The following is a 20,502-nucleotide window of genomic DNA, read 5'->3' as shown; positions in this document are numbered from 1 at the left end:
TCACCGCACGACCCGGGCATCGCACCCACCGGCCCGACAGCTGCTCCTGCAGGGCAGCCGTCCCCACCGGCCCGGCGCGCCCCCACACTTCGGCCCTCACCAGGCCCGTCTGCGGTCTCCGCAGCGCCACCACACACTTCCTTTCACGCCATCAGGAGCTTCGTCATGTCCCGCAGCATCAAGACCATCGCCATCCGCATCGCCTCCACCTCCGCCCTGGCGGCGACCGCGTTCACCATGGTGGTCGCCAACCCGGCCAGCGCCTCGCCGCTGACCGACGGAATATCCGCCACGGCCCGTGCCGAGGACGGCAACGGAGCCTGCGCCCACGGTGGTTACGACGGCGGCCCCAACCAGAACAGCAGCTGTGCCAACGGCCGTACGGCCCATGCCTGGTGCGCCGACTTCGCCGGCTGGGTATGGGCCCGCAACGGAGTCACGGGGCTGTCGACCCTGACCGACGGGGCGGCCAGCTTCATGGCCTACGGAAAGAAGTACGGGACGATCTCCAACCAGCCGCACGTCGGTGACGCGGTCGTCTTCAACTACAACGGCAGCGACTGGGCCGCCCACGTGGCCCTGGTGACCGGGGTGTCCGGAAACACGGTCACCATCACCGGCGGAAACCAGGGCGGCGGCGCGGGTCACGTCAGCACCGCCTCCACCACCAACTGGCAGGTGGGCACCACCCTCTGGAACCAGAAGGTCAGCGGCTACGTCTCCCCGGCCGGCAGCTCGACCCCCTCCCTCCCGAACCCGGCCTCGCTGGCCGACGGCACGCTCGTGAAGTCGGCGAGCGGCCCGGCCGTGAAGGTGCTGGTCAAGGGTGCGGGTCTCGCGGTGGCGGGCTCCGACGTCACTCCTGACAAGTACGACCTGGGCAAGGTCGTCACCATCGATGACCAGGCCTTCCGCTCCCTCTTCAGCGCCCCGCCGTCGGGCACCGTGGTCCACGACCAGGCCGGCGGTGCGGACCGGTACGTGATCATCGGTGACGCCGCGCTCAAGATCGGTGGCGCGGACTGGGTCTCCGGCGGCTACAACACCCGGGCCGACATGGGCGTTCCGACCTCGTGGCTGAAGAACGCGGCCCAGCAGACGGTGGCGACCGGCATCGTGGTCATGGACCAGTCCGGCACCGACCCGTCCCGCTACATCATGGTCGCCGGCTCCGCGCTGCACATCTCCGGCTCCGAGTGGACGGCGGACAAGTACAACGAGCAGACGCTGATGGGTGTTCCGGCGGAGTGGCTGAAGGGCGCCGTGGCCAAGCCGCTGCAGTCCGGCACGGTCGTCATGAACCAGTCGGGTACCGACTCCTCCCGCTACGTCATGGTCGGTGGCACCCCGGTGGGCATCTCGGCCACCGAGTGGACGAGCGTCGGCTTCGACAAGCTGTCCCTCATGGGTGTCCCCGGTGAGTGGCTCGGCTCGGCGGTGACCAAGCAGGTCGCCGACGGCACGATCGTCAAGGACGCCTCGGGGAACTCGGCCACGGTCTCCGTCATGGCCGGTGGCGTCGCGGTACCGCTGACCAACGCCGACTTCACCGGCTTCGGCTACGACCAGCGCCCCCTGGACGGTGCCCCCGCCGCATGGCTGGCCTCGGCCACCGCCAAGGCGGCCCCCGCCAACGGCACGATGGTCAAGTCGCTGAACGACCCCACCGTCTGGGAGATCGTGAACGGCAAGAAGCGCGGGATGGCGGGCTCCGAGTTCGGCGCCGGCAAGCGCAGCTTCGACGACGTGGTCGGTGTCGGCAGCGCCTTCATCGCCAAGTTCCCGACCGCCTGATCCCGGTCCGGCGCCACGACTGAGCGCCAGCGTCACCACTGAGCACCGCCCCTGAGCCGCCCGGCCCGACCAGGCCGGGCGGCTCGGGCCCGGCCGCTCCGCCGCCGACACCCCGACCCGCTGCCCGAGGGAATCCCGATGCGCTCCGCCGCCCGCAAGAAGTCCGCACTCGCCACCGCCGCCACCGCCGCCACCGCTCTGCTGGCCCTCGCCGCCCCGCTCCTCGCGAGCACCCCCGCCTCCGCCGCCTCCCTCGCGACCTGGGACAAGGTCGCGCAGTGCGAGGCCAGCGGGAACTGGCAGATCATCAATCCCACCGGGCAGTACTTCGGCGGTCTCCAGATATCGATGTCGACCTGGCGCGCCTACGGCGGAACGCAGTACGCCGACCGGGCGGACCACGCCACCAAGCAGCAGCAGATCCTGATCGGCGAGAAGATCCTGGCGGGGCAGGGCCAGGGCGCCTGGCCCAACTGCGGCCCCAAGTACAACCTCGGCGCCGACCACGCGAACCCGTACCCCGACGCCCCGACCTACCCGGCTCCCTCCTCCCTGGCCAACGGCACCCTGGTGAAGTCGCCGAACGGCCCGGACGTACGGGTGATGATCGCCGGGGCCGGTGTCCCGGTGGCCGGCTCGGACGTGGCCCCTGACAAGTACGACCTGGGCAAGGTCGTGGTCATCGACCCCAACGCCTTCAACGGGCTGCCCAGCGCCCCGCCCGCCGGCACCGTGGTCCACGACCAGGCCGGCGGCGCCAACCGCTACGTGATCATCGACGGTGCCGCGCTGCCGATCTCCGCGTCGGACTGGACCGAGGACGGCTACAACCTCCGCGCCGACTACGGCCTCCCGACCGCCTGGCTGCAGGCCGCGGCGCAGCGGACCGTGTCGACCGGCCGCGTGGTGATGGACCAGACCGGCAACGACCCGTCCCGCTACGTGGTCGTCAACGGGGCGGCGCTGCACATCTCGGGTGCCGAGTGGACCGCCAACGGGTACAACCAGCAGGCCCTGATGGGCGTTCCGACCGACTGGCTGGCCTCCGCGGCGACCCGGCAGGTACCCAACGGCTCCATCGTCCAGGAGGTCTCGGGCGCCGACTCCACCGTCTACGTGATGGCCGGAGGCGTGGCGGTCCCCCTGACCAACGTCGACTTCATCGGCTTCGGCTACGACAAGCGTCCGCTGCTCGGCACCCCGGGCCAGTGGCTGGCCTCGGCCGCGGCCAAGGCGGCCCCCGCCAACGGCACGATGGTCAAGTCGCTGAACGACCCCACCGTCTGGGAGATCGTGAACGGCAAGAAGCGCGGGATGGCGGGCTCCGAGTTCGGTGCCGGCAAGCGCAGCTTCGACGACGTGGTCGGTGTCGGCAGCGCGTTCATCGCGAAGTTCCCGACCGCCTGATCGGGGCGGTCGGCCGCGCAAGCGAACGGGCCGTGGCCCTCTGCCCCCGGGGGGGAGCGGAGGGCCACGGCCCGTTCGGTCGTAAGCCGGTACGCCGGTACCCGGCCGAGCGCCCGGTCAGCCCTTGCTGACCGCCACCAGGATCTCGGGGAGCTTGCGCACCACCGCCGGGGCCGCGAGCCGCAGCCCGGCCCAGCTGGCCAGCGTGCCCCAGGCCAGCCCCAGGGGGAGCAGGATCCAGGCCAGGGACTGCTGGTCGGTGGCGCTGAAGTAGATGGCCAGGGCGATCAGCGGGGAGCTGACCAGGGCCGAGGAGAGCAGGCCGCCGAGGAGGGCCGCCCACGCCAGGGCGCCCTGGCCGGGGGCGACGCTCTTGAAGGCGCCGTCGGTCGGGATCGAGTACGGGAGGTGGGCGGACGCCAGGGCTCCCGTGCCCAGCATCGAGCCGAGCAGGGCCAGGGCCAGGCCCAGGGCGCCGGGCAGGCCCGCCCAGTTGCCGAGCAGGCCGGCCGTGACCGTCGCGACCACCACCGTGAAGGGCACGGTGACCAGCGCGAGGGCCAGGGCGCGGGCGCGCAGTTCCACGTACGCGTCCCGGGTGCTCGAAATGGTCTGCGCGACCATCCAGAACGCCGAGGTGTCCTGCCCGAACTGGTTGTACATCTGCATGCCGAGCATGCCCGAGGCGAAGCAGGCCAGGTACGGAGAGCCGGCGCCCTGGACGGCGTTGACGACCGGGATGATCAGGCCGAGCGCCAGGGCGGAGACCCACGCCGACTTGGTCTTCGGGTCGCGCACCATGTAGCGCAGCACGCGCTGGGCGGCGGCGCCCGTACGGTCGTCCGGCAGGAGCGAGCGGCTGCGGCCGGCCGCGTCGTTCGCCGGCTTCTTCTTCTCCTTGGCGGCCGCGATCGTCGAACCGTCCGGGGTGACCATCAGCTTGGTCAGGCTGCGTTCCCAGAACCAGAGCAGCAGGCCGAGGGCCGCCACCGTGATGAGGAGCTGGGCGGCGGCGATCCCGTACGAGCCCTCGCTCGCGGAGTCCACCATCCCGAGGGCGGTCGCGGGCGGCAGCCAGCGCACGATCTCCCCGGCGGGCTCGAGCCGCTCCAGGCCGCCGGTCTGGAAAAGCCGCTGGGCGGCGAAGTTGGCCGCCTGCGCGCCGATCGCGATCAGCAGGCCGCTGAGCAGCGCGAGGTCGCGCCCCTTGCGGCTGGTCAGCAGCCGGACGTTGGCGGTGGCCACGGCCCGGGCCAGGGCGACGCAGCCGACCAGCAGCAGCGGCACGGCCAGTACGGCCGCCACCACGCCCGCCGCGCCCCGGGCGACGGCGATCACCGAGCCGACGGCCAGGCACAGCGTGAACAGCGGCCCGATGCCGACGAGCGAGGCGGCCAGCATGGCCCGTACGAGCGGCCGCGGCCGCAGCGGCAGCATGACCAGCCGGGTCGGGTCGAGCGTCTCGTCGCCGGTGGCGAAGAACAGCGGGACGAACGTCCAGCAGAGGGCCGTGATCGCCGCCAGCAGGACGACGACCGAGCCGGCGTGCGCGTTGCCGCGCAGCACGACGAGGCCGAGCGTGGCGAAGAAGGCGATGACGAGCGCGAAGGCGAGGGCGCCGAAGTAGGCGGCCTTGCGCGTCGAGGAGCCCTTGAGCCCGTTGCGCAGGAGCGACAGCTTGAGCCGGACGAAGATCGGGGTGATGTCGACGGACACGGCGGACACGGCCGTCGTGGTGGCCGGGGCGGACGTGGCGGATGCGGCGGACGTGCTCATCGGACGCCCGCCCCGGTTCCCGCCCCGTTGCCCGCGGATCCGCCGCCGAGCCAGTCCAGGGACTCGCCCGTGGCCCGGCCCTGCGCCCCGACCAGCTCCAGGAACGCGGACTGCAGCGAGGGCGCGTCGCCCCGTACGTCGGCCAGCGTGCCCGCGGCCCGGATCCGGCCGGCGGCCATGACGGCGACCCAGTCGCACAGCGACTCGACGAGCTCCATGACGTGGGAGGAGAAGACGACCGTGGCTCCGGAGGAGGTGTAACGTTCCAGCACTCCGCGGATGGTCTGCGCGGACACCGGGTCCACGCCCTCGAACGGCTCGTCCAGGAAGAGCACTTCGGGGTTGTGGAGCAGCGCGGCCGCCAGCCCGATCTTCTTCCGCATGCCGGTCGAGTAGTCGACGATCAGCTTGTGCTGCGAACCGGCCAGGTCGAGGATGTCCAGCAGCTGCGTCGCCCGGCTGTCCGTCTCCCGGCCCGGCAGCCCCCGCATCCGGCCCATGTAGCCGAGCAGTTCGCGCCCGGAGAGCCGCTCGAAGAGCCGCAGCCCCTCCGGCAGCACGCCGATCCGTGACTTCACCTTCACCGGGTCCGCCCACACGTCGTGCCCGGCGACGATCACCCGGCCCATGTCCGGGCGCAGCAGACCGGTGATCATCGACAACGTCGTCGTCTTGCCCGCGCCGTTCGGCCCCACCAGGCCGACGAACTGCCCGGCGGGCAGCTCCAGATCGATCCCGGACACGGCCACCTGCTCGCCGAACCGCTTCCACAAACCCTCGACCCGCACGGCGGGTGCGGCGGACGGTGCGGGTCGCGCACCGCCACCCGTTCCGTCCGTTCCGCCCGTCGCAACGCCCTGGTCCGGCATGCGCCTGCCTCTCGTCCTGTTCCCCGTGTCCTGCTTTTCTCACCATAGGAGGAGGGGGAGAGGCGGAGCAGTTACTTATGTCATGAGTTTCCTCATGGCCATGTCCGCTGGTCAGGCCCCGCGCCGGGCCCGTTCCGCCGCCGCTTCGCGTCCGCACGCGTAGGCCAGGGCGTCGATCAGCTCCTCCACGTCCGGCAGCCACCGGTTCGCGGCCGTCGGAGGCTGGGCCCACTGCACCGAGCCGCGTCCGCCGATCCGGGTCGGCGGGGCGGGGACGTACTCGCCCTCACCGCGTGCGACCAGATCGAGCTGGGCCGGCTGCCAGCCGATCTTGCGCAGCAGGTCGGGCACCTTGGCCCCGGCGCCGGGCAGGACGAAGAACAGCATCCGCCCCGCCGGGTTGGCGATCACCGGTCCGAGGGTGCGCTGCATGCGCTGGAGCCGGGCCAGTGCCAGGAAGCCGGCGGCGTCCGGGACGTCGAGGGCGTCGAAGGTCCGGCCGGTGGGCAGCAGGATGGCGGCCTTCGGGTTCTTCCCCCAGAGCCGCCTGACCTGCACGGCGCTGCCCGAGGCCTGCGAGGCCCAGTCCTTCCCCGCCGCGTGCGCGCCGGGCGCCGGGCACTCCGGTGCCCCGCACGAGCACCGCTCGCGCCCGTCGCCGGACTCCAGCCAGGTGCCGGCGAAGACATCCCAGTGCCGTTCTTCCGTGTACCGCACGGCATGGTCCAGCAGCGGCTCACTGCGCTGGAGGGGGATGGGCGCGGTCTCCGTGACTCCGATGGTCTCTTCCACGTGCAACACAACTCTTGCGGTCACCGGGGGTTACGGGCGTAAACCGGCCGGGCTCGGGAGCATCGATCCTGCATGCGGGGCGCATCGGTGCATCGCGGGGGGCGCGTAGGAGGCCGGGGCGCCGGAGGTGGGTAACGACAGGACGCAATGGGGAAGATTCCCCGCACATCAGGCGGGAAGTGATCATTCGAACGATCACCCGCGTCTCTGGGGGTTTTCATGGCAGCCAGGCCTCTCGTCGCCCGCCAGCCGAACGAACGGCTGCAGGCGCTCATCCAGGAAGCCGGGTGCTCCAATGCCGGGCTCGCCCGGCGCGTCAACATGTGCGGGGCCGAGCACGGTCTCGACCTCCGCTACGACAAGACCTCCGTGGCCCGCTGGCTGCGCGGCCAGCAGCCGCGCGGCCGGGCTCCGGGGATCATCGCCGAGGCACTGGGCCGCAAGCTCGGCCGGACCGTCACCATCGACGAGATCGGCATGGCCAACGGCAAGAACCTCGCCTCGGGCGTCGGCCTGCAGTTCTCCCCGACCGTCATCGGCGCGATCGAGCAGGTCAGCGAGTTGTGGCGGAGCGACGTGGGCCGGCGCGACTTCCTGTCGGGGTCGAGCGTGGCCTCTTCGGCGCTGGTCGAGCCGAGCCGCGACTGGCTCATCACCGGGGCCGACGCGCAGGTCGCGCGCAGCGGCGGCTCCCGGGTGGGGATGTCGGACGTGGAAGCGGTACGGGCCACCACGCAGGCGCTGAAGGACCTCGACCACCGCTTCGGCAGCGGGCACGTGCGCCCGGTGGTCGTGCACTACCTCAACTCGGTGGTCTCGGGCCTGATCGGCGGCTCGTACCGGGAGCCGGTGGGCCGGGCCCTGTTCGCGGCGGTCGCCCGACTCACCGAGCTGGCGGGCTACATGGCGGTGGACACCGGCCAGCCGGGCCTGGCCCAGCGCTACTACATCCAGGCCCTACGGCTCGCGCAGGCGGCCGGCGACCGGGCGTACGGGGGCTACGTGCTGGCGGCGTCCATGAGCCACCTCGCGGCGGAACTGGGCAACCCGAGGGAGATCGCGCAGCTGGCCAGAGCGGCGCAGGAGGGCACCCGGGGCCAGGTCACCCCCCGGGTGGAGGCGATGTTCTACGCGGCGGAGGCGCGCGGGCACGCGCTGCTCGCCGACGCACGGTCGACGGCGGTGCTGTCCTCGCGGGCGCTGACGGCGCTGGAGCGGGCGGAGCCGGAGTCGGGGGACGACCCCGAGTGGATCCGCCACTTCGACCAGGCCTACCTCGCGGACGAACTGGCGCACTGTCACCGGGACCTGGGCCAGGCCGACGCGGCGGCCAAGCGCGCCGAGGAGTCCCTGCGGGACCTCCCGGCGGGCAAGGCGCGGCGCCGGGCGATCGGCTTGCTCCTGCTGGCGGCGGCGCGGGTGCAGCAGCGCGAGGTGGAAGCCGCCTGCCAGACGGCCACGCAGGCGGCGGAGCTCCTGTCGGGCCTGCGCTCGCACCGCGGGACGGCGTACCTGGAGGACTTCCGCACGCGCCTGGACCCGTACCGGGAGGAACCGGCGGCCCGGGAGTTCACCGCACGCCTGGAGCCGGTGGGCTGACCCGCCGCCCGGGGTTCCGGGCAGCGGACGGCGGGCCCGCCGGTGCGGTCGCGGGGTGCCGGGGTCAGCCGGTGACTTCGAGGCGGAACTGAGTGCCGGTCGTGGCCAGGTGGCCGGAATCGGTGTCGACGAAGCGCATGCGCCAGTAGCCGCTGGTCTGCGCGGTGAACTTCTTGCCGACGGCTCCGGTCTCCCGGGTGACGGCGGTGCCCATCTCCTGCCACACGGTGGAGTTGTCGGGCCGGAAGTAGAAGCGGACCTTCTGGCCGGGGTAGGCCGCGTACCCGCCGGCGGGGGTCTTCGTGCTCAGGGTTCCGGCGACGAACAACTGCTGCCCCTTGGCCACGGGGCGCGGTCCCACCCGCACGTGGTCGAACCGGGTCAGGGCGCGCGTCGGACGGAGCACCGTGGTGCCGGTGCTGGGGCCGATGGTGACCGTGCCCGGGGTGTGCACCCGCCATTCGGTGGTCGTCTGGTTGCTCGGCGGGCTGACCTGCACGGTGAAGGTCTTGCCGAAGGGCACCACGAAGGACTGACGGGTGGCCCAGTGGCCCATGTAGTGCTTGTACTGGATCTCGATCGGCGCCTGCTGGGTGGTGTACCCGTCGACCTGGACCGTGCCGCTGATCGTCAGCTTGCCGTACCTGTCGGTGGCCACCACCTTCTCCCCGACCACCTTGGTGGTGTGGGTGATCTTCGCGACGGTCGCGGTGCGCGTGCCGTCCCCCAGCAGCCAGGCGTCGTCGACGGCCACGCTCAGAGAACCGGTCGTCAGGACCCGGGGCGAGACGGTGTAGCCGCCGTCGGCTCCGGTGGAGGCCCGTGCCTGCCCGATCCCCGAGGCGGCCATGGTCCGGCCGGCGGCGGGCTTGACCGTGCCGTCGTCCGCCCGGCGGGTCAGCTTGCCGCGCAGGGGTGCGCCGGTCCCGTACCGCACGGTGAGGGGCGCCGTCGTGGACAGGGTCAGCGAAGACTTCTGGGCCCGGATCTTCGCCGGGGCCGTCACCGGCACCTCGGTGTCCCCGTCGGCCAGCGCCGCGGAGAAGGCCAGCTCCCTCTCGGTGCCGAGGGCGGCGGCGGAGGTGGCGAACCGGCCTTGGGCGTCGGACACGGCATCGGTCCAGCCCTGCCCGACACGGGCCCTGACCCTGGCGCCGGCCAGCGGCAGCCGCTGCCCGGTGCGCGGGTGCAGCGCCGTGACCGTGCCGGTGACCTGGGTGTCGAGGTCGTCCAGCGAGAACTCCGCCTGGCTGGACTTCGCCTCGATCTTGGCGTCGAACGCGTAGGTGGACCGGCCGGCGTTGCGACGGGAGAGTTCCTTGCCCTCGGAGTCCCGTGCGAACACGTCCAGTTCGTAGTCCGTCATCTCCTCGAGGACGAGCGGCTGCGCCTCGCCCACGTACCAGTGGCCTTCGTCCGGCCCGTTCGGGTCGGGATTGACTTCGTACCGCGCGAACGTGTCGACCACGGCGACGACCCGGGCCGTGCCCGCCTTGCGCACGTCGACCCGGTAGGGGGTCGCGTTGGTTCCGTTCTCGAGGTGGACGACCAGCTCGCCCGGGCCGCGCTGACGGATGCCGGCGGTGGGCACCGTGCTCCCGGCCTTGGTCTCGGGCGCCGCCGCCGACGCGGCCCGCGGCGCGTTCGCGGCGGTTCCGGGGGCCGCACTCGCGGCGGGAGCCACCAGTGCTCCCACGGCCGTGAGCACGACCGCCGTGCCGACGGCCGTCATGGTCCTCTTGAAGCTGTTCACCGGTTGTCCCCCGTACGTCCATGTGATCTTCCGCGGGGTTGGACGGCCGACCCGTCCCGGGGGTTGTACGGACCCCCGCTTTTCCCCGCCGATACCGGACACCGGGCGCCCGGCCCGGCTCCCGGAGGTGAGGCCGACACTGGCAATCTCGGCGGGGAACGGTAGCGTGAGCCGACGGTTCCGTAGACGCGGACAGGTCGGAGAGGGAGTTCCGGTGACGGAGAGCGGACAGGGCGGCAGCCCCCAGGGCGGCGAGCCGTGGGGCCCGTACGTACCCGCACAGCCGCCGACGCAGCCGCCCGCGCAGCCCGGCGGGGAGCCGGATCACCTGCAAGGCCTGCCGCCGTACGGTCAGCCCTCCTACGGCTACCCCGCACCCGACGGCCCCGATTACGGCTACGGCTACCCGCAGGGTCACGTGGTCGGCCCCGGCTACGAGGGCCCCGGCGACCCGCACGGCTACGGCTACCCGCCGCTGCCGGAGGCGGCCACCCAGTACATTCCGCCGGTGCCCGCCGCCCCCGCGCACGAGGAGGCGGCGACGCAGTACATCGCGCCGGTCCCCGCGGGGCCCGCGCACGGCGAGGCCGCCACCCAGTACATACCGCCGGTCCCGGCGGGCCCCGCGCACGGCGAGGCCGCCACCCAGTACATCGCGCCGGTCCCCGCGGCCGCCTCCTACGACGAGGCCGCGACCCAGTACATTCCGCCGGTCCCGGCCGGTCCGGCCGATCCCGCCGCCGGGTTCGACGGGCTGTTCCGGGGCGAGGAGTTGCAGCACACGGCGCAACTGCCGCCCGTCCAGGAGCCGGTGCTCCGCCGGCAGCCGCCGCAGCGCCCCCACCCGCAGCAGCAACAGCCGCAACAGCAGTACGCGCCGCAGCCGCAACAGCAGTACGCGCAGCAGCAGTACGCCCCGCCGCAGCAGCAGTTCCCGCAGCAGCCGCCCTTCGCGGAGCCGCCCGCTCCCCGCAAGGTCTCGCCCGCGATCATCGCCGCCGTCGTCATCGGCCTGGCCGTCGTCGGGCTCGGGGTCGGTGCGCTGCTCAGCGACGGCAAGGCGCAGAACAACGACCCGGCCGCCGTGGCACCCACCCCCGCCCCCGGCAGCTCCGCCGCGGACGCCGCAGAGGTCCCGCTGGACCCCGCGCAGCCGCAGGCGGTCCAGCTCGACAAGCTCCTCGCGGACAGCAACGACAGCCGGGCCGCGGTGATCAAGGCCGTCGAGGACATCAAGACCTGCAGCAACCTGGACCAGGCGGCCACCGATCTGCGCGACGCGGCCCGGCAGCGCGACGAGCTGGTGTCCCGGCTCCAGGAGCTCAAGGTGGACGAGCTCCCGAACGACAAGAAGCTGACCGCGGCCCTCACCAAGGCGTGGAAGTCCTCCGCCGAGGCCGACAACAGCTACGCGAACTGGGCGGACGACATCAAGTCCGACGGCGACAAGTGCAAGGACGGCAAGGCCAGGACCACCGGCAACGCCTCGGACGGGAACAAGTCGAGCGGCGACGCCACCCGGGCCAAGGAGACCGCGTCCGGGCTGTGGAACACCATCGCCGGCAAGTACGGCCTCACCAAGCGGGACAAGAGCCAGCTCTAGGGCGGGTCCCCCCCGTAGGGCGCGCGCCCTACGAACGGGGGGCCTGCTCCATGGTCTTGATCATGTCCATGGACTGCTCCGTGCCCTGCTGGGCCACCAGCCGGCCCTGCTGGACCACCTGGAAGGTGACCCGGCCGTTGACCATGCGGGGAAAACCGGAGACGGCGCGCATGTCGTCGTAGCGCCAGCTGAGGTCGGGGGTCAGGCCGCCGGTCTTGACGGGCTCGGCCTGGTTGAGCTTGCGCGTGAGGTTGCGCCCGGTGATGGTCTCGTCCTCCTTGAACCGCTTCACCATCTCGCTGAACACCGTGTACGCGATCCAGGTGTTCTGGGCGCCGCTGTCGTCGGGGTCCACGGCGTTGTCACCGAAGGCGTGCTCGGAGACGACCTTGTGCATCTGCGTCCAGAGCGGATCGGTGGAGACCGGGTACCAGCTGGTGACGTACGCGCCCTCGAAGGGGCTCTCCTTGCCGCCGGTGCGGTCGACCAGGGCCTGGCTGACCGAGCCGAGGACCGAGGAGATCTGCGGCTTGCGGTTCTGGGCGTCGGCGCGGCGGAAGGCGTCGAAGAAGGTCTCGGTGCGGGCGCCCAGCACGGCGGCCACGCAGCCCTTCTCCTTCCCGTCCTTCCCGTTCTTCCCGGAGGTGGCGTCGCCCTTCGAGGCGCCGCCGGGGGCGGTGGCGGCCAGTGCCTCGTCGGCCTGGACGCGGAGGTCGGCGGAGTCTTCGGCGGCCCGGATGTCGCTGGCCGCGGCCATCTGGTTGGCCTTGAGGCCGGCGTTGAGCTGGCCCGGCAGGGAGTCGCCGGCGAGGGTGTCGGGGCGGACCAGGGCGACCTTGGAGCAGGTGCGCCCCAGCAGGTGGCCGGCGCCGGCCACCAGGACGGGCTGGCCGCCGTTGACCGGATAGGAGAGCGGGGACTGGAACTCCTCGGGGGAGACCCCGTACCCGCCGATGAACGGGATGCCCGCGACTTCCAGCGGTGCCATGAAGGCGCGTCCGTGCTGGCTGTAGGAGCCGACGACGGCGACGGCCTTCTCGGCGACCGCCTTGCGGGCGCAGTCGGCGGCGCCGGTGGGCGTGTTGTGCTCGTTGCAGGTCAGGACGCGGAGCTTGTGGCCGTTGATGCCGCCCTTGGAGTTGACCCAGCGTTCGTAGGCCTTGGCCATGCCGGGCACGCCCGGCATGTTGGTCGCCGCGGAGTCCTCCGGGGCGAAGGTCATGACGGTGAGGGTCTCGGCGCCCCCGGAGCCCCCCGAGCCTCCGGGGAGCGCCCCGCAGCCGGCGATGAGACACGCGCCCATCGCCATGGCCGTGGTCCGGGCCAGAAAGGTTCGGGAGAGTGCCGCTGCGCTTCGCCGGGTGGTCATGTGCATGCACCATTCCGCGCTCCGGGTAACTGAGGTGTGAGGTGCGTGCAACATCGAGTGACGGTGAGGTGAATTACGGGTGTCGCCCACACGGTGAGTGAGCGCCCGTCGGGCCCGTGCGGGCCGGACACGGGTGCCTCAAGATCACGCCGGACGGGAACGTACGATCGAAAGCGTGACATTCGCCCAAGGTTCGAAGAACTCTTCCCGCCGCGGCGGCCGCTCCTCCACCATGGGCGGCATGCCCCTCAACGACATGCCGTGGTGGCGCTGGCGCAGCAACGTGCGCTCGGCGCTGCACATGCTTTCCGACCCCGCGTTCCAAGAGGACACCTGGCTGGCCGGCGCCGAGGGGTACGGGGACGTCACCGACGCCGTGTACCGGCTCGTCGAGGACACCTGGCTCGACAGCTGGTCCGCGGAGAAGTACGTCGGCACGATCTTCCGCGATGCGCAGGAGGCGGCCCTGGTGGACCTCGCCGTGCTGCGGGTGCTGCGGATCATGCACCAGATAGGCCCCGACGCCCCGGTCTCCGGATACCTGGAGCACCACGCCTGGCCGGAGGCGGTACGGGCCGCGCGCGAGGCCCACGTACGACTGGCGACGGCGGACGGGGAGGACCCGGACGTGCGTCCGCGTTCACTGGACGTCCTGCAGATCCTCACGCGCGCGGTGTGATGTGGAAGGCTGTGGGGTCATGAGCGACGACCCGCAGCCCCAGGCCCCGCAGCAGTACGTACTGACCCTCTCATGCCCGGACAAGCAGGGCATCGTGCACGCCGTGTCCAGCTACCTGTTCATGACCGGGTGCAACATCGAGGACAGTCAGCAGTTCGGCGACCGCGACACCGGTCTCTTCTTCATGCGGGTCCACTTCGCGGCCGACGCTCCGGTGACCGTGGAGAAGCTGCGCGCCAGCTTCGCCGCGATCGGCGACTCCTTCCGGATGGACTGGCAGATCCACCGCTCCGACGAGCGCATGCGGATCGTGCTGATGGTGTCGAAGTTCGGGCACTGCCTCAACGACCTGCTGTTCCGGCACCGGATCGGCGCGCTGCCGGTGGAGATCGCGGCCGTGGTCTCGAACCACACCGACTTCGAGGAACTGGTCGGCTCCTACGGGGTCCCGTTCGTGCACATCCCGGTGACGAAGGACACGAAGGCGGCGGCGGAGGCGCGGCTGCTGGAGCTGGTGCGGGCCGAGGAGGTCGACCTCGTGGTCCTCGCGCGCTACATGCAGGTGCTGTCGGACACCCTGTGCAAGGAGTTGAGCGGGCGGATCATCAACATCCACCACTCGTTCCTGCCGAGCTTCAAGGGCGCGAAGCCGTACCACCAGGCGCACGCCCGCGGCGTGAAGCTGATCGGCGCGACCGCGCACTACGTGACGGCGGACCTGGACGAGGGCCCGATCATCGAGCAGGAGGTCGAGCGGGTGGGGCACGAGGTCACCCCGGACCAGCTCGTGGCGATCGGCCGGGACGTGGAGTGCCAGGCGCTGGCGCGGGCCGTGAAGTGGCACAGCGAGCACCGGGTCCTGCTGAACGGGACCCGGACGGTCGTCTTCACGTAGGGGTTGTCCGGCCCTCGCGACGTAGGGTCCGGCCCTCGCGATGTAGGGTCCGGCCCCGCGACGTAGGGTCCGGCCCCGCGCGGGCGGTGGGCCCTACATCCGGCTCAGGGAGGCCGCCGCGAAGAGGACGTCGCGGATGGCCTCGCGGTCGCCGTTCTGGCCGACCGCGGCATCCTCCGGGGAGATGTGGCCCGCGGCGAGCTGACAGAATTCGACGCCGTCCAGGGCGATCCGGGCCACCGTGTGGTCCGGTGAGGGCTTCGCCGCGGGGGAGTCCAGTGCGATGTCCCAGCCGCCGCCACCCGCGCCCTCGATCTCCAGGTGCAGGGTCCGGCCCGGCGCCCCCGCCGCGACCAGCCCGCGCGCCGGCGCCGCCAGTCCCGCCCGCCGGCGCCCGGCCAGGGCCGCCGGCAGGAGCCGGGCCGCCAGGTCGATCATCCGGTTCAGGTGCGGCGCGGACGGCGGCCCGTACGGATAGTCCACCGCCTCCGCGATGTCCACGGCGTGCACCCAGCACTCGAAGGCCCGCTCCAGGAAGGCGTCCCCGAGGGGCAGGGCGAAGCCGCCGTAGTCCACGTCCAGTTCGGCCACGCCGAGGCCCGCGAAGGAGACCGTACGGACCAGGGTGTGGCCCTGATCCCGCCACGGCTCGCGGACCCGGCGGGTGGTCGGGTACGGGGAGCCCTCCCAGAACCGTTCCGTGCGCTCGGCCGGGGTGTCCGCCGACGCCTCCGGCCCCAGGGGGTCGTCCAGGCCCAGCGCGGCCGCCACGAGGCCGTCCACCGCCAGCAGGTGCCCTATGACCCCGGCCACCGTGGTCCGGCGGGTCTGGCGCCGCTCCTCCTCGAACCACTTCAGCCGGACCGGGGTGTGCCACTCAGAGTCCCCGAAGTCCCGCAGCAGCGCGTCGAGCCGCGCCGTCTCGGTGTCGTACGGGCTCGCCCACACCGGCACCGGGATGCGGGCGGGGCGCTTGCCGAGGCAGTCCTCCAGCACGCGCGAGCGCAGCAGCGGCTTCAGGTCGAGGCTCTCCTCCGGGCGCAGCAGCCCCACGGCGTCGCGCAGCCGCAGCGCCTCCTCGGCGCAGCGCGCGCATTCGGTGAGGTGGTCCTCGACGGCCTGGGTCTCCTCCGCGGAGCAGGCCGCCAGGGCCCAGGCGCCGAGCAGGGACTTCAGTACGGCGTGGGTGGGCGGCGGCGCGGCCGGGACGGGCTCCGGTTCGGGCTCGGCGGATGCCGGCGCCGCCCGGAAGACGGTGACCTCCGGGTACCGCGTGAACTGCGCGTACTCGGCGTCGTCCAGAGCGTCCAGGGCGTCCAGGGAGTCGAGGTCCTCCGGCCCGTCGGGGTCCAGGGGGCCCTCCGCGGACGGCGCGTACCCCGGCCGCGCGAGGTCGAGGTCGTCGGCCGCCCCGCGCGGTCCCGGTATGCGCGCCGTGCCGTTGCCCGGGTTCCGGGGCTGCTCGTGCCGCTCGTACTCCTCGCCGTCGTCTTCGCCGAAGGGGCTCGGTGGCGTCGTCATCGGGTGGATCCATATCCGGAGGGGCCGTACCCGGGCGGCACGGTGTCGTCGCGCGGGACGGCGTTGGCCGTGGAGAGGAGTTGCAGGCCCAGGCGCAGCCGGCGCCGGGCCTCGTCCTCGCTGATCTGCAGGTCGGCGGCGGCCTGGCGGTAGTCGCGGCGCTTGAAGTAGGCGAGTTCGAGGGCGGCCCGCAGGGGTGCGGGCATGGAGGTGACGATGAAGTCGGCGCGGGCCGCCGCGTTGGCGCTGCGCACCTTCTGCTCCAGTTCCTCGCGGGAGCCGTTGCCCAGTTCGGCCTGGCGCAGGCGGGCGACGGCCTGCCCCTGGGTGATGCGGGCGACCCAGGAGCGCATGGAGCCCTGTTTGGGGTCGTAGGCGTCCGGGTTCTCCCAGATGTAGCCGAAGACCTCGCGGGTGATCCGGTCGGCGGCCTTCTCGTCGTTCAGGACCCGGTGGGCGAGGCTGTGCACGAGCGAGGCGAAGCGGTCGTACAGCTCTCCGAGCGCGGCGGCCTCGCCGCGGGCCAGGCGTTGTTGCATGCGGCGGTCCCAGCGCGGTGGTGCGTCCTTCGGCATCGTGCCCCCAGCCGGATTCCCGGTTCAAGCCGTGTGTCGACCACTCGAATGTAGTGGGCATGCAGCGGTGTGCGCCCGTTTTGCCAGAAGCTCGTCCAGGAACGGCGCCCTCCGTGATACGGGCGTCGCGCGGGGTGAACGCGAATGTCGGGCCCGCCCCATGGGTACAGGCGTACGCGCCCCACCGCGCTCCTCGTGCGCTGGTTCGATGCGGCCACCTCCTTGACCGCTTCGCTTAACGCGCAGGCCACGTAGGCCTTACGCTCCTGTCCTGTCTTGAACTGCACCCCACCGCATACGTGAAGGCGGAACGCCGAAAATGGACAGCGCAGAATACGAGCGCAAGATCGCCGCCCGCTTCGCCACCTTCGACCAGGACGGGTCGGGGTACATCGACCGGGAGGACTTCAGTACGGCGGCCAGGGCGGTCCTGGCCGAATTCGCCGTCGCGGCCCGCTCCGACCGGGGCCAGGCCGTCTTCGCCGGGGCGGAGGCCTTCTGGCAGGGCATGGCCGGCATCGCGGACGTGGACGGCGACCAGCGGGTGTCCCGCGAGGAGTTCGTCACGGGCGCGGCGAAGCGGCTGCGGGACAACCCGCACCGGTTCGCGGAGATCGCGCGGCCGTTCCTGCGCGCGGTGATCGCGGCGGCGGACCCGGACGGGCCCGGCGCGACCCCGGCGGCGACGGCCCGCGTGCTGCGCGTGCTGGGCACGCCGGAGGAACTGGCGGGCCCGGTCGCGGCGGCCCTGGACGCGGACGGCGACGGCCACATCACGGAGGACGAGATCCTGGCGGCCTTCGCGGGCTACTGCGGGGTGGCCGCGCCGGACGCGTAGGCGCGGGCGCGGGCCCGGGCGTTGGTGCGGGCGGGGCCGGGGGCCCCGCCCGGGCGGCGGCCTAGGCGAAGCGTTCGCGGAGTTTGTACTTGAGCACCTTGCGCAGGGCGTCGTTGCGGGGCAGGGCCTCGACCAGTTCCAGTTGTTCCGGGAGCTTGTGCGGGGAGAGGCCCTCCGTGCGGAGGTGGGAGGTCACCTCGGCCAGGGTCAGCGGGGCCGCGCCCGGGGGCTGTTCGACGACGGCGCAGACGCGTTCGCCGCGTTCCGGGTCCGGCAGGCCTATGACGGCGACGTCGGCCACCGCCGGGAGCTGGTGGAGCAGGTCCTCGATCTCCTTCGCCGAGATGTTCTCGCCCTTGCGGATGATGACGTCCTTGCTGCGGCCGGTCAGGACCAGGTAGCCGTCCTTGGTGAGGTGGCCGAGGTCGCCGGTGACCAGATAGCCGTCGGCGTCGAAGACCCCGGCGTTCTCTTCCCGCCCCAGGTATCCCTGGCAGACCGCCTCCCCGCGCAGGCGGACCTCCCCGTCGGTGTCCGGGGGGAGGAGCGCTCCTTCCGGGGTGGTGATGCGGATCGACATGCCCTCCGGCGGCCGGCCCTCGGTGGTGGCGAGGTTCTCCGCGGTGTCGTCCGGGGCACCCATCGTGATCATGGGGACCTCGGTCATGCCGTAGCCGTGGGTGAGCTGGCAGCCCAGCTCCCGGACCACCGCGTGGTAGATCTCCGGGGGCTTCGGCGCCCCGCCGCCCGCGAGGAGCCGGAGGGTGGGGATGAGCTTGGCGGACGGGTCCTTGCGCTGCTCGGTGAGGAACATCGAGTAGAAGGCCGTGGAGCCGCCGGCGACGGTGACGCCGTGGCGTCGGTAGCCGTCCAGGGCGTCGGGCATCGCGAACTTCTCGAAGAGGACCGCCGGGAAGCCGTAGAGCAGCAGCATCACCGTGTAGTCGGGTCCGGCGATGTGGGCGAACGGGAAGGCCATCGAGCCGACGTCGTCCGGTGACAGGTGCAGGGCGTGGGCCAGGCAGGAGCCGCCCGCGATGAGGGAGCGGTCCGTGTGCAGGACGCCCTTGGGGTCCGAGGTGGTGCCCGAGGTCCAGTAGATCCACCGGACCGAGACGCCGTCCCCGGGGGGCGGGGGGAGCACCGCCGGGTCGCCCGTCGGGAGGGACGCGTAGGCCTCGAAGACGCCGCGGGCGCCGAGGCGGTGTGCCATCGCCGTGTGGTCGAAGCCGCGCCAGACGCCGGGGACGGCGAAGAACTCCGCCTTGGACTCGCGCAGGGCGAAGCCGACCTCGCGGTCCCGGTAGAAGGGGATGACGGGGGTCTGGACGGCGCCGATGCGGGCGAGGGCGACCGAGAGCAGCACGGTCTCGATGCAGGTGGGGAGCTGCCAGGCGACCACCGTGCCGGGACGCACCCCCATGTCGTGGAGGCCGGCCGCGACCTCCTCGGAGCGGTCGCGCAGCTCGGCGAAGGTCAGCCGCCGGTCATCGGCGGGATCCTCGGCGGCCTCGAAGAGGACGGGGGCGTCGGGGGTCATGGCGGCCCGGCGGGTGATGAGGTCCCAGAGCGTGCGGGACCGGCTGAGTTCGACTGCGGTGCTGTTGTCCGTCATCCCGGACCCGCCTCCCCTTGGCCGCACCTTTACCTGACGGATAGTCAGATCAAGCGCAGAGCGTAGAGCGCGGACGCTTGTCGGTCCAGGGGTGGGGGGCTAGCTTGGTTCCAGATTTCTGACGCCCCATCAGATCCGGGGTCTCGGAACAGGTCCGACGGATCCACACGGATCCGGCCGGATTCACGGATTCAGCGAGGGGACATCATGGAACTGCCTCGAATCATCAGCGTCGACGACCACGTCATCGAACCGGCCCACCTCTTCGACGTGTGGCTGCCGGCCAAGTACCGCGACCGCGGCCCCAAGGCGCTCACCGCCGGCATCGGCGAGCTCGCCTACACCGGCGGCAAGTACGTGATCACCATGGACCCCGACGGCCCGCCCACCGACTGGTGGATCTACGAGGACCTGAAGTTCCCGTACAAGCGCAACATCGCCGCCGTCGGCTTCGACCGGGACGACATGACCCTGGAGGGCATCACCCGCGAGGAGATGCGGCGCGGCTGCTGGGACCCCAAGGCGCGCCTCCTGGACATGGACCTCAACCACGTCGAGGCCTCCCTGTGCTTCCCGACCTTCCCGCGCTTCTGCGGGCAGACCTTCGCCGAGGCGAAGGACAAGGAAGTGGCCCTGGCCTGCGTGCGCGCGTACAACGACTGGATGGTCGAGGAGTGGTGCGGGGACAGCGGGGGCCGGCTCATCCCGCTCTGCATCATCCCGCTCTGGGACATCGACCTGGCCGTCGCCGAGATCCGGCGCAACGCCGCGCGCGGGGTGCGGGCGGTGACCTTCTCCGAGATCCCCACCCACCTCGGCCTGCCGTCGATCCACTCCGGCTACTGGGACCCCTTCTTCGCCGTCTGCCAGGAGACCGGCACCGTCGTCAACATGCACATCGGGTCCAGCTCCCAGATGCCCGCCGCCTCCCCCGACGCCCCGCCCGCCGTACAGGCCGCGCTCAGCTTCAACAACGCCATGGCCTCGATGATGGACTTCCTGTTCAGCGGGGTGCTCGTCAAGTTCCCGACGCTGAAACTGGCGTACAGCGAGGGCCAGATGGGCTGGATCCCCTACGCCCTGGAGCGCGCCGACGACGTGTGGCAGGAGCACCGGGCCTGGGGCGGGGTCAAGGACCTGATCCCCGAGCCGCCGTCCACGTACTACTACCGGCAGATGTTCTGCTGCTTCTTCCGCGACAAGCACGGGATCGCCTCGCTGGACGTCGTCGGCCGCGACAACGCCACCTTCGAGACCGACTACCCGCACGTGGACTCGACCTTCCCGCACACCAAGGAGGTCGCCCTCGACCACGTCAAGGGTCTCGATGAGGAAACCGTGTACAAGCTGATGCGCGGAAACGCCATCCGCATGCTCGGACTCGACTTCGACAAGGACCGGCGGACGGGGCGGTAGG

At 72.0% G+C, this 20,502-nt stretch carries 16 protein-coding genes; 8 read left to right on the top strand and 8 right to left on the bottom strand.

The window, feature by feature from the left end:
- Positions 1–165: 165 nt before the first annotated feature.
- Together ACFYYB_RS37990 and ACFYYB_RS37985 are read left to right on the top strand one after the other, a co-directional pair.
- Positions 166–1,794: a CHAP domain-containing protein gene (locus ACFYYB_RS37990; RefSeq protein ID WP_389442450.1), complete on the top strand. Its 1,629-nt coding sequence runs from the start codon at positions 166–168 to the stop codon at positions 1,792–1,794.
- A 138-nt stretch (positions 1,795–1,932) separates the two neighbouring features.
- Positions 1,933–3,201: a transglycosylase family protein gene (locus ACFYYB_RS37985; protein ID WP_389442447.1), complete on the top strand. Its 1,269-nt coding sequence runs from the start codon at positions 1,933–1,935 to the stop codon at positions 3,199–3,201.
- A 117-nt stretch (positions 3,202–3,318) separates the two neighbouring features.
- On the opposite strand, the gene ACFYYB_RS37980 is transcribed toward ACFYYB_RS37985, so the two are convergent.
- The 3 genes from ACFYYB_RS37980 to ACFYYB_RS37970 all read right to left on the bottom strand — a co-directional run bounded on the left by ACFYYB_RS37980 (position 3,319) and on the right by ACFYYB_RS37970 (position 6,647).
- Positions 3,319–4,977 carry a transporter gene (locus tag ACFYYB_RS37980; protein ID WP_389442445.1) on the bottom strand — a complete coding sequence of 553 codons (1,659 nt, stop codon included), beginning with the start codon at positions 4,975–4,977 and terminating at the stop codon, positions 3,319–3,321.
- Positions 4,974–5,846 carry an ABC transporter ATP-binding protein gene (locus ACFYYB_RS37975; RefSeq protein ID WP_389442442.1) on the bottom strand — a complete coding sequence of 291 codons (873 nt, stop codon included), beginning with the start codon at positions 5,844–5,846 and terminating at the stop codon, positions 4,974–4,976. Before ACFYYB_RS37975 ends, ACFYYB_RS37980 begins: the two co-directional genes overlap by 4 nt.
- A gap of 111 nt (positions 5,847–5,957) precedes the next feature.
- Positions 5,958–6,647 (bottom strand): bifunctional DNA primase/polymerase, encoded by a 690-nt coding sequence (locus ACFYYB_RS37970; RefSeq protein ID WP_327309385.1) that lies wholly within the window; start codon positions 6,645–6,647, stop codon positions 5,958–5,960.
- Positions 6,648–6,857: 210 nt separating this feature from the next.
- On the opposite strand from ACFYYB_RS37970, the gene ACFYYB_RS37965 reads away from it, so the two are divergent.
- Positions 6,858–8,237, top strand: a complete 1,380-nt coding sequence (locus tag ACFYYB_RS37965; RefSeq protein ID WP_389442439.1) for a transcriptional regulator — start codon at positions 6,858–6,860, stop codon at positions 8,235–8,237.
- 64 nt (positions 8,238–8,301) lie between these two features.
- Here ACFYYB_RS37965 and ACFYYB_RS37960 read toward each other — a convergent pair whose 3' ends face one another.
- The gene (locus ACFYYB_RS37960; protein ID WP_389442436.1) at positions 8,302–9,990 is read right to left on the bottom strand and encodes a hypothetical protein; all 1,689 of its coding nucleotides are present in this window, start codon (positions 9,988–9,990) and stop codon (positions 8,302–8,304) included.
- A gap of 214 nt (positions 9,991–10,204) precedes the next feature.
- Here ACFYYB_RS37960 and ACFYYB_RS37955 point away from each other — a divergent pair, with 214 nt between their 5' ends.
- The gene (locus ACFYYB_RS37955) at positions 10,205–11,593 is read left to right on the top strand and encodes a hypothetical protein (RefSeq protein ID WP_389442433.1); all 1,389 of its coding nucleotides are present in this window, start codon (positions 10,205–10,207) and stop codon (positions 11,591–11,593) included.
- 28 nt (positions 11,594–11,621) lie between these two features.
- Here the strand turns inward: ACFYYB_RS37955 and ACFYYB_RS37950 are convergent, their stop codons facing one another.
- A complete protein-coding gene (locus ACFYYB_RS37950; protein ID WP_389442430.1) occupies positions 11,622–12,962 on the bottom strand; it encodes an ABC transporter substrate-binding protein in 1,341 nt (446 codons plus the stop codon).
- A 232-nt stretch (positions 12,963–13,194) separates the two neighbouring features.
- On the opposite strand from ACFYYB_RS37950, the gene ACFYYB_RS37945 reads away from it, so the two are divergent.
- Both ACFYYB_RS37945 and purU read left to right on the top strand, forming a co-directional pair.
- Entirely contained in the window at positions 13,195–13,641 is a 447-nt protein-coding gene (locus tag ACFYYB_RS37945; protein ID WP_389442897.1) for a hypothetical protein, read from the top strand.
- Positions 13,642–13,660: 19 nt separating this feature from the next.
- Entirely contained in the window at positions 13,661–14,536 is an 876-nt protein-coding gene (purU, locus tag ACFYYB_RS37940) for a formyltetrahydrofolate deformylase (RefSeq protein WP_327306134.1), read from the top strand.
- A gap of 93 nt (positions 14,537–14,629) precedes the next feature.
- On the opposite strand, the gene ACFYYB_RS37935 is transcribed toward purU, so the two are convergent.
- Together ACFYYB_RS37935 and ACFYYB_RS37930 are read right to left on the bottom strand one after the other, a co-directional pair.
- The gene (locus ACFYYB_RS37935; RefSeq protein WP_389442426.1) at positions 14,630–16,057 is read right to left on the bottom strand and encodes a maleylpyruvate isomerase N-terminal domain-containing protein; all 1,428 of its coding nucleotides are present in this window, start codon (positions 16,055–16,057) and stop codon (positions 14,630–14,632) included.
- Entirely contained in the window at positions 16,054–16,632 is a 579-nt protein-coding gene (locus ACFYYB_RS37930; RefSeq protein ID WP_327306136.1) for a sigma-70 family RNA polymerase sigma factor, read from the bottom strand. The genes ACFYYB_RS37935 and ACFYYB_RS37930 overlap by 4 nt, the downstream gene beginning before the upstream one ends.
- A gap of 319 nt (positions 16,633–16,951) precedes the next feature.
- On the opposite strand from ACFYYB_RS37930, the gene ACFYYB_RS37925 reads away from it, so the two are divergent.
- Positions 16,952–17,470, top strand: coding sequence for an EF-hand domain-containing protein (locus tag ACFYYB_RS37925; protein ID WP_389442424.1), 519 nt, complete (start codon positions 16,952–16,954; stop codon positions 17,468–17,470).
- 61 nt (positions 17,471–17,531) lie between these two features.
- On the opposite strand, the gene ACFYYB_RS37920 is transcribed toward ACFYYB_RS37925, so the two are convergent.
- Positions 17,532–19,085: a class I adenylate-forming enzyme family protein gene (locus tag ACFYYB_RS37920; protein WP_389442422.1), complete on the bottom strand. Its 1,554-nt coding sequence runs from the start codon at positions 19,083–19,085 to the stop codon at positions 17,532–17,534.
- 204 nt (positions 19,086–19,289) lie between these two features.
- On the opposite strand from ACFYYB_RS37920, the gene ACFYYB_RS37915 reads away from it, so the two are divergent.
- A complete protein-coding gene (locus ACFYYB_RS37915) occupies positions 19,290–20,501 on the top strand; it encodes an amidohydrolase family protein (RefSeq protein WP_389442895.1) in 1,212 nt (403 codons plus the stop codon).
- Position 20,502 lies beyond the last annotated feature (1 nt).

It is taken from the genome of Streptomyces sp. NPDC002886 (assembly GCF_042888445.1).
Taxonomy (GTDB): domain Bacteria; phylum Actinomycetota; class Actinomycetes; order Streptomycetales; family Streptomycetaceae; genus Streptomyces.
This window is presented reverse-complemented; position numbering and strand designations above follow the sequence as displayed.

What these genes read in the sequence shown, in the direction of transcription:
- ACFYYB_RS37990 (WP_389442450.1), top strand. Translation starts at nt 166, where the DNA reads ATGTCCCGCAGCATCAAGACCATCGCCATCCGCATCGCCTCCACCTCC.
- ACFYYB_RS37985 (WP_389442447.1), top strand. Translation starts at nt 1,933, where the DNA reads ATGCGCTCCGCCGCCCGCAAGAAGTCCGCACTCGCCACCGCCGCCACC.
- ACFYYB_RS37980 (WP_389442445.1), bottom strand. Translation starts at nt 4,977, where the DNA reads ATGAGCACGTCCGCCGCATCCGCCACGTCCGCCCCGGCCACCACGACG.
- ACFYYB_RS37975 (WP_389442442.1), bottom strand. Translation starts at nt 5,846, where the DNA reads ATGCCGGACCAGGGCGTTGCGACGGGCGGAACGGACGGAACGGGTGGC.
- ACFYYB_RS37965 (WP_389442439.1), top strand. Translation starts at nt 6,858, where the DNA reads ATGGCAGCCAGGCCTCTCGTCGCCCGCCAGCCGAACGAACGGCTGCAG.
- ACFYYB_RS37950 (WP_389442430.1), bottom strand. Translation starts at nt 12,962, where the DNA reads ATGACCACCCGGCGAAGCGCAGCGGCACTCTCCCGAACCTTTCTGGCC.
- ACFYYB_RS37945 (WP_389442897.1), top strand. Translation starts at nt 13,195, where the DNA reads ATGGGCGGCATGCCCCTCAACGACATGCCGTGGTGGCGCTGGCGCAGC.
- purU (WP_327306134.1), top strand. Translation starts at nt 13,661, where the DNA reads ATGAGCGACGACCCGCAGCCCCAGGCCCCGCAGCAGTACGTACTGACC.
- ACFYYB_RS37935 (WP_389442426.1), bottom strand. Translation starts at nt 16,057, where the DNA reads ATGACGACGCCACCGAGCCCCTTCGGCGAAGACGACGGCGAGGAGTAC.
- ACFYYB_RS37930 (WP_327306136.1), bottom strand. Translation starts at nt 16,632, where the DNA reads ATGCCGAAGGACGCACCACCGCGCTGGGACCGCCGCATGCAACAACGC.
- ACFYYB_RS37925 (WP_389442424.1), top strand. Translation starts at nt 16,952, where the DNA reads ATGGACAGCGCAGAATACGAGCGCAAGATCGCCGCCCGCTTCGCCACC.
- ACFYYB_RS37920 (WP_389442422.1), bottom strand. Translation starts at nt 19,085, where the DNA reads ATGACGGACAACAGCACCGCAGTCGAACTCAGCCGGTCCCGCACGCTC.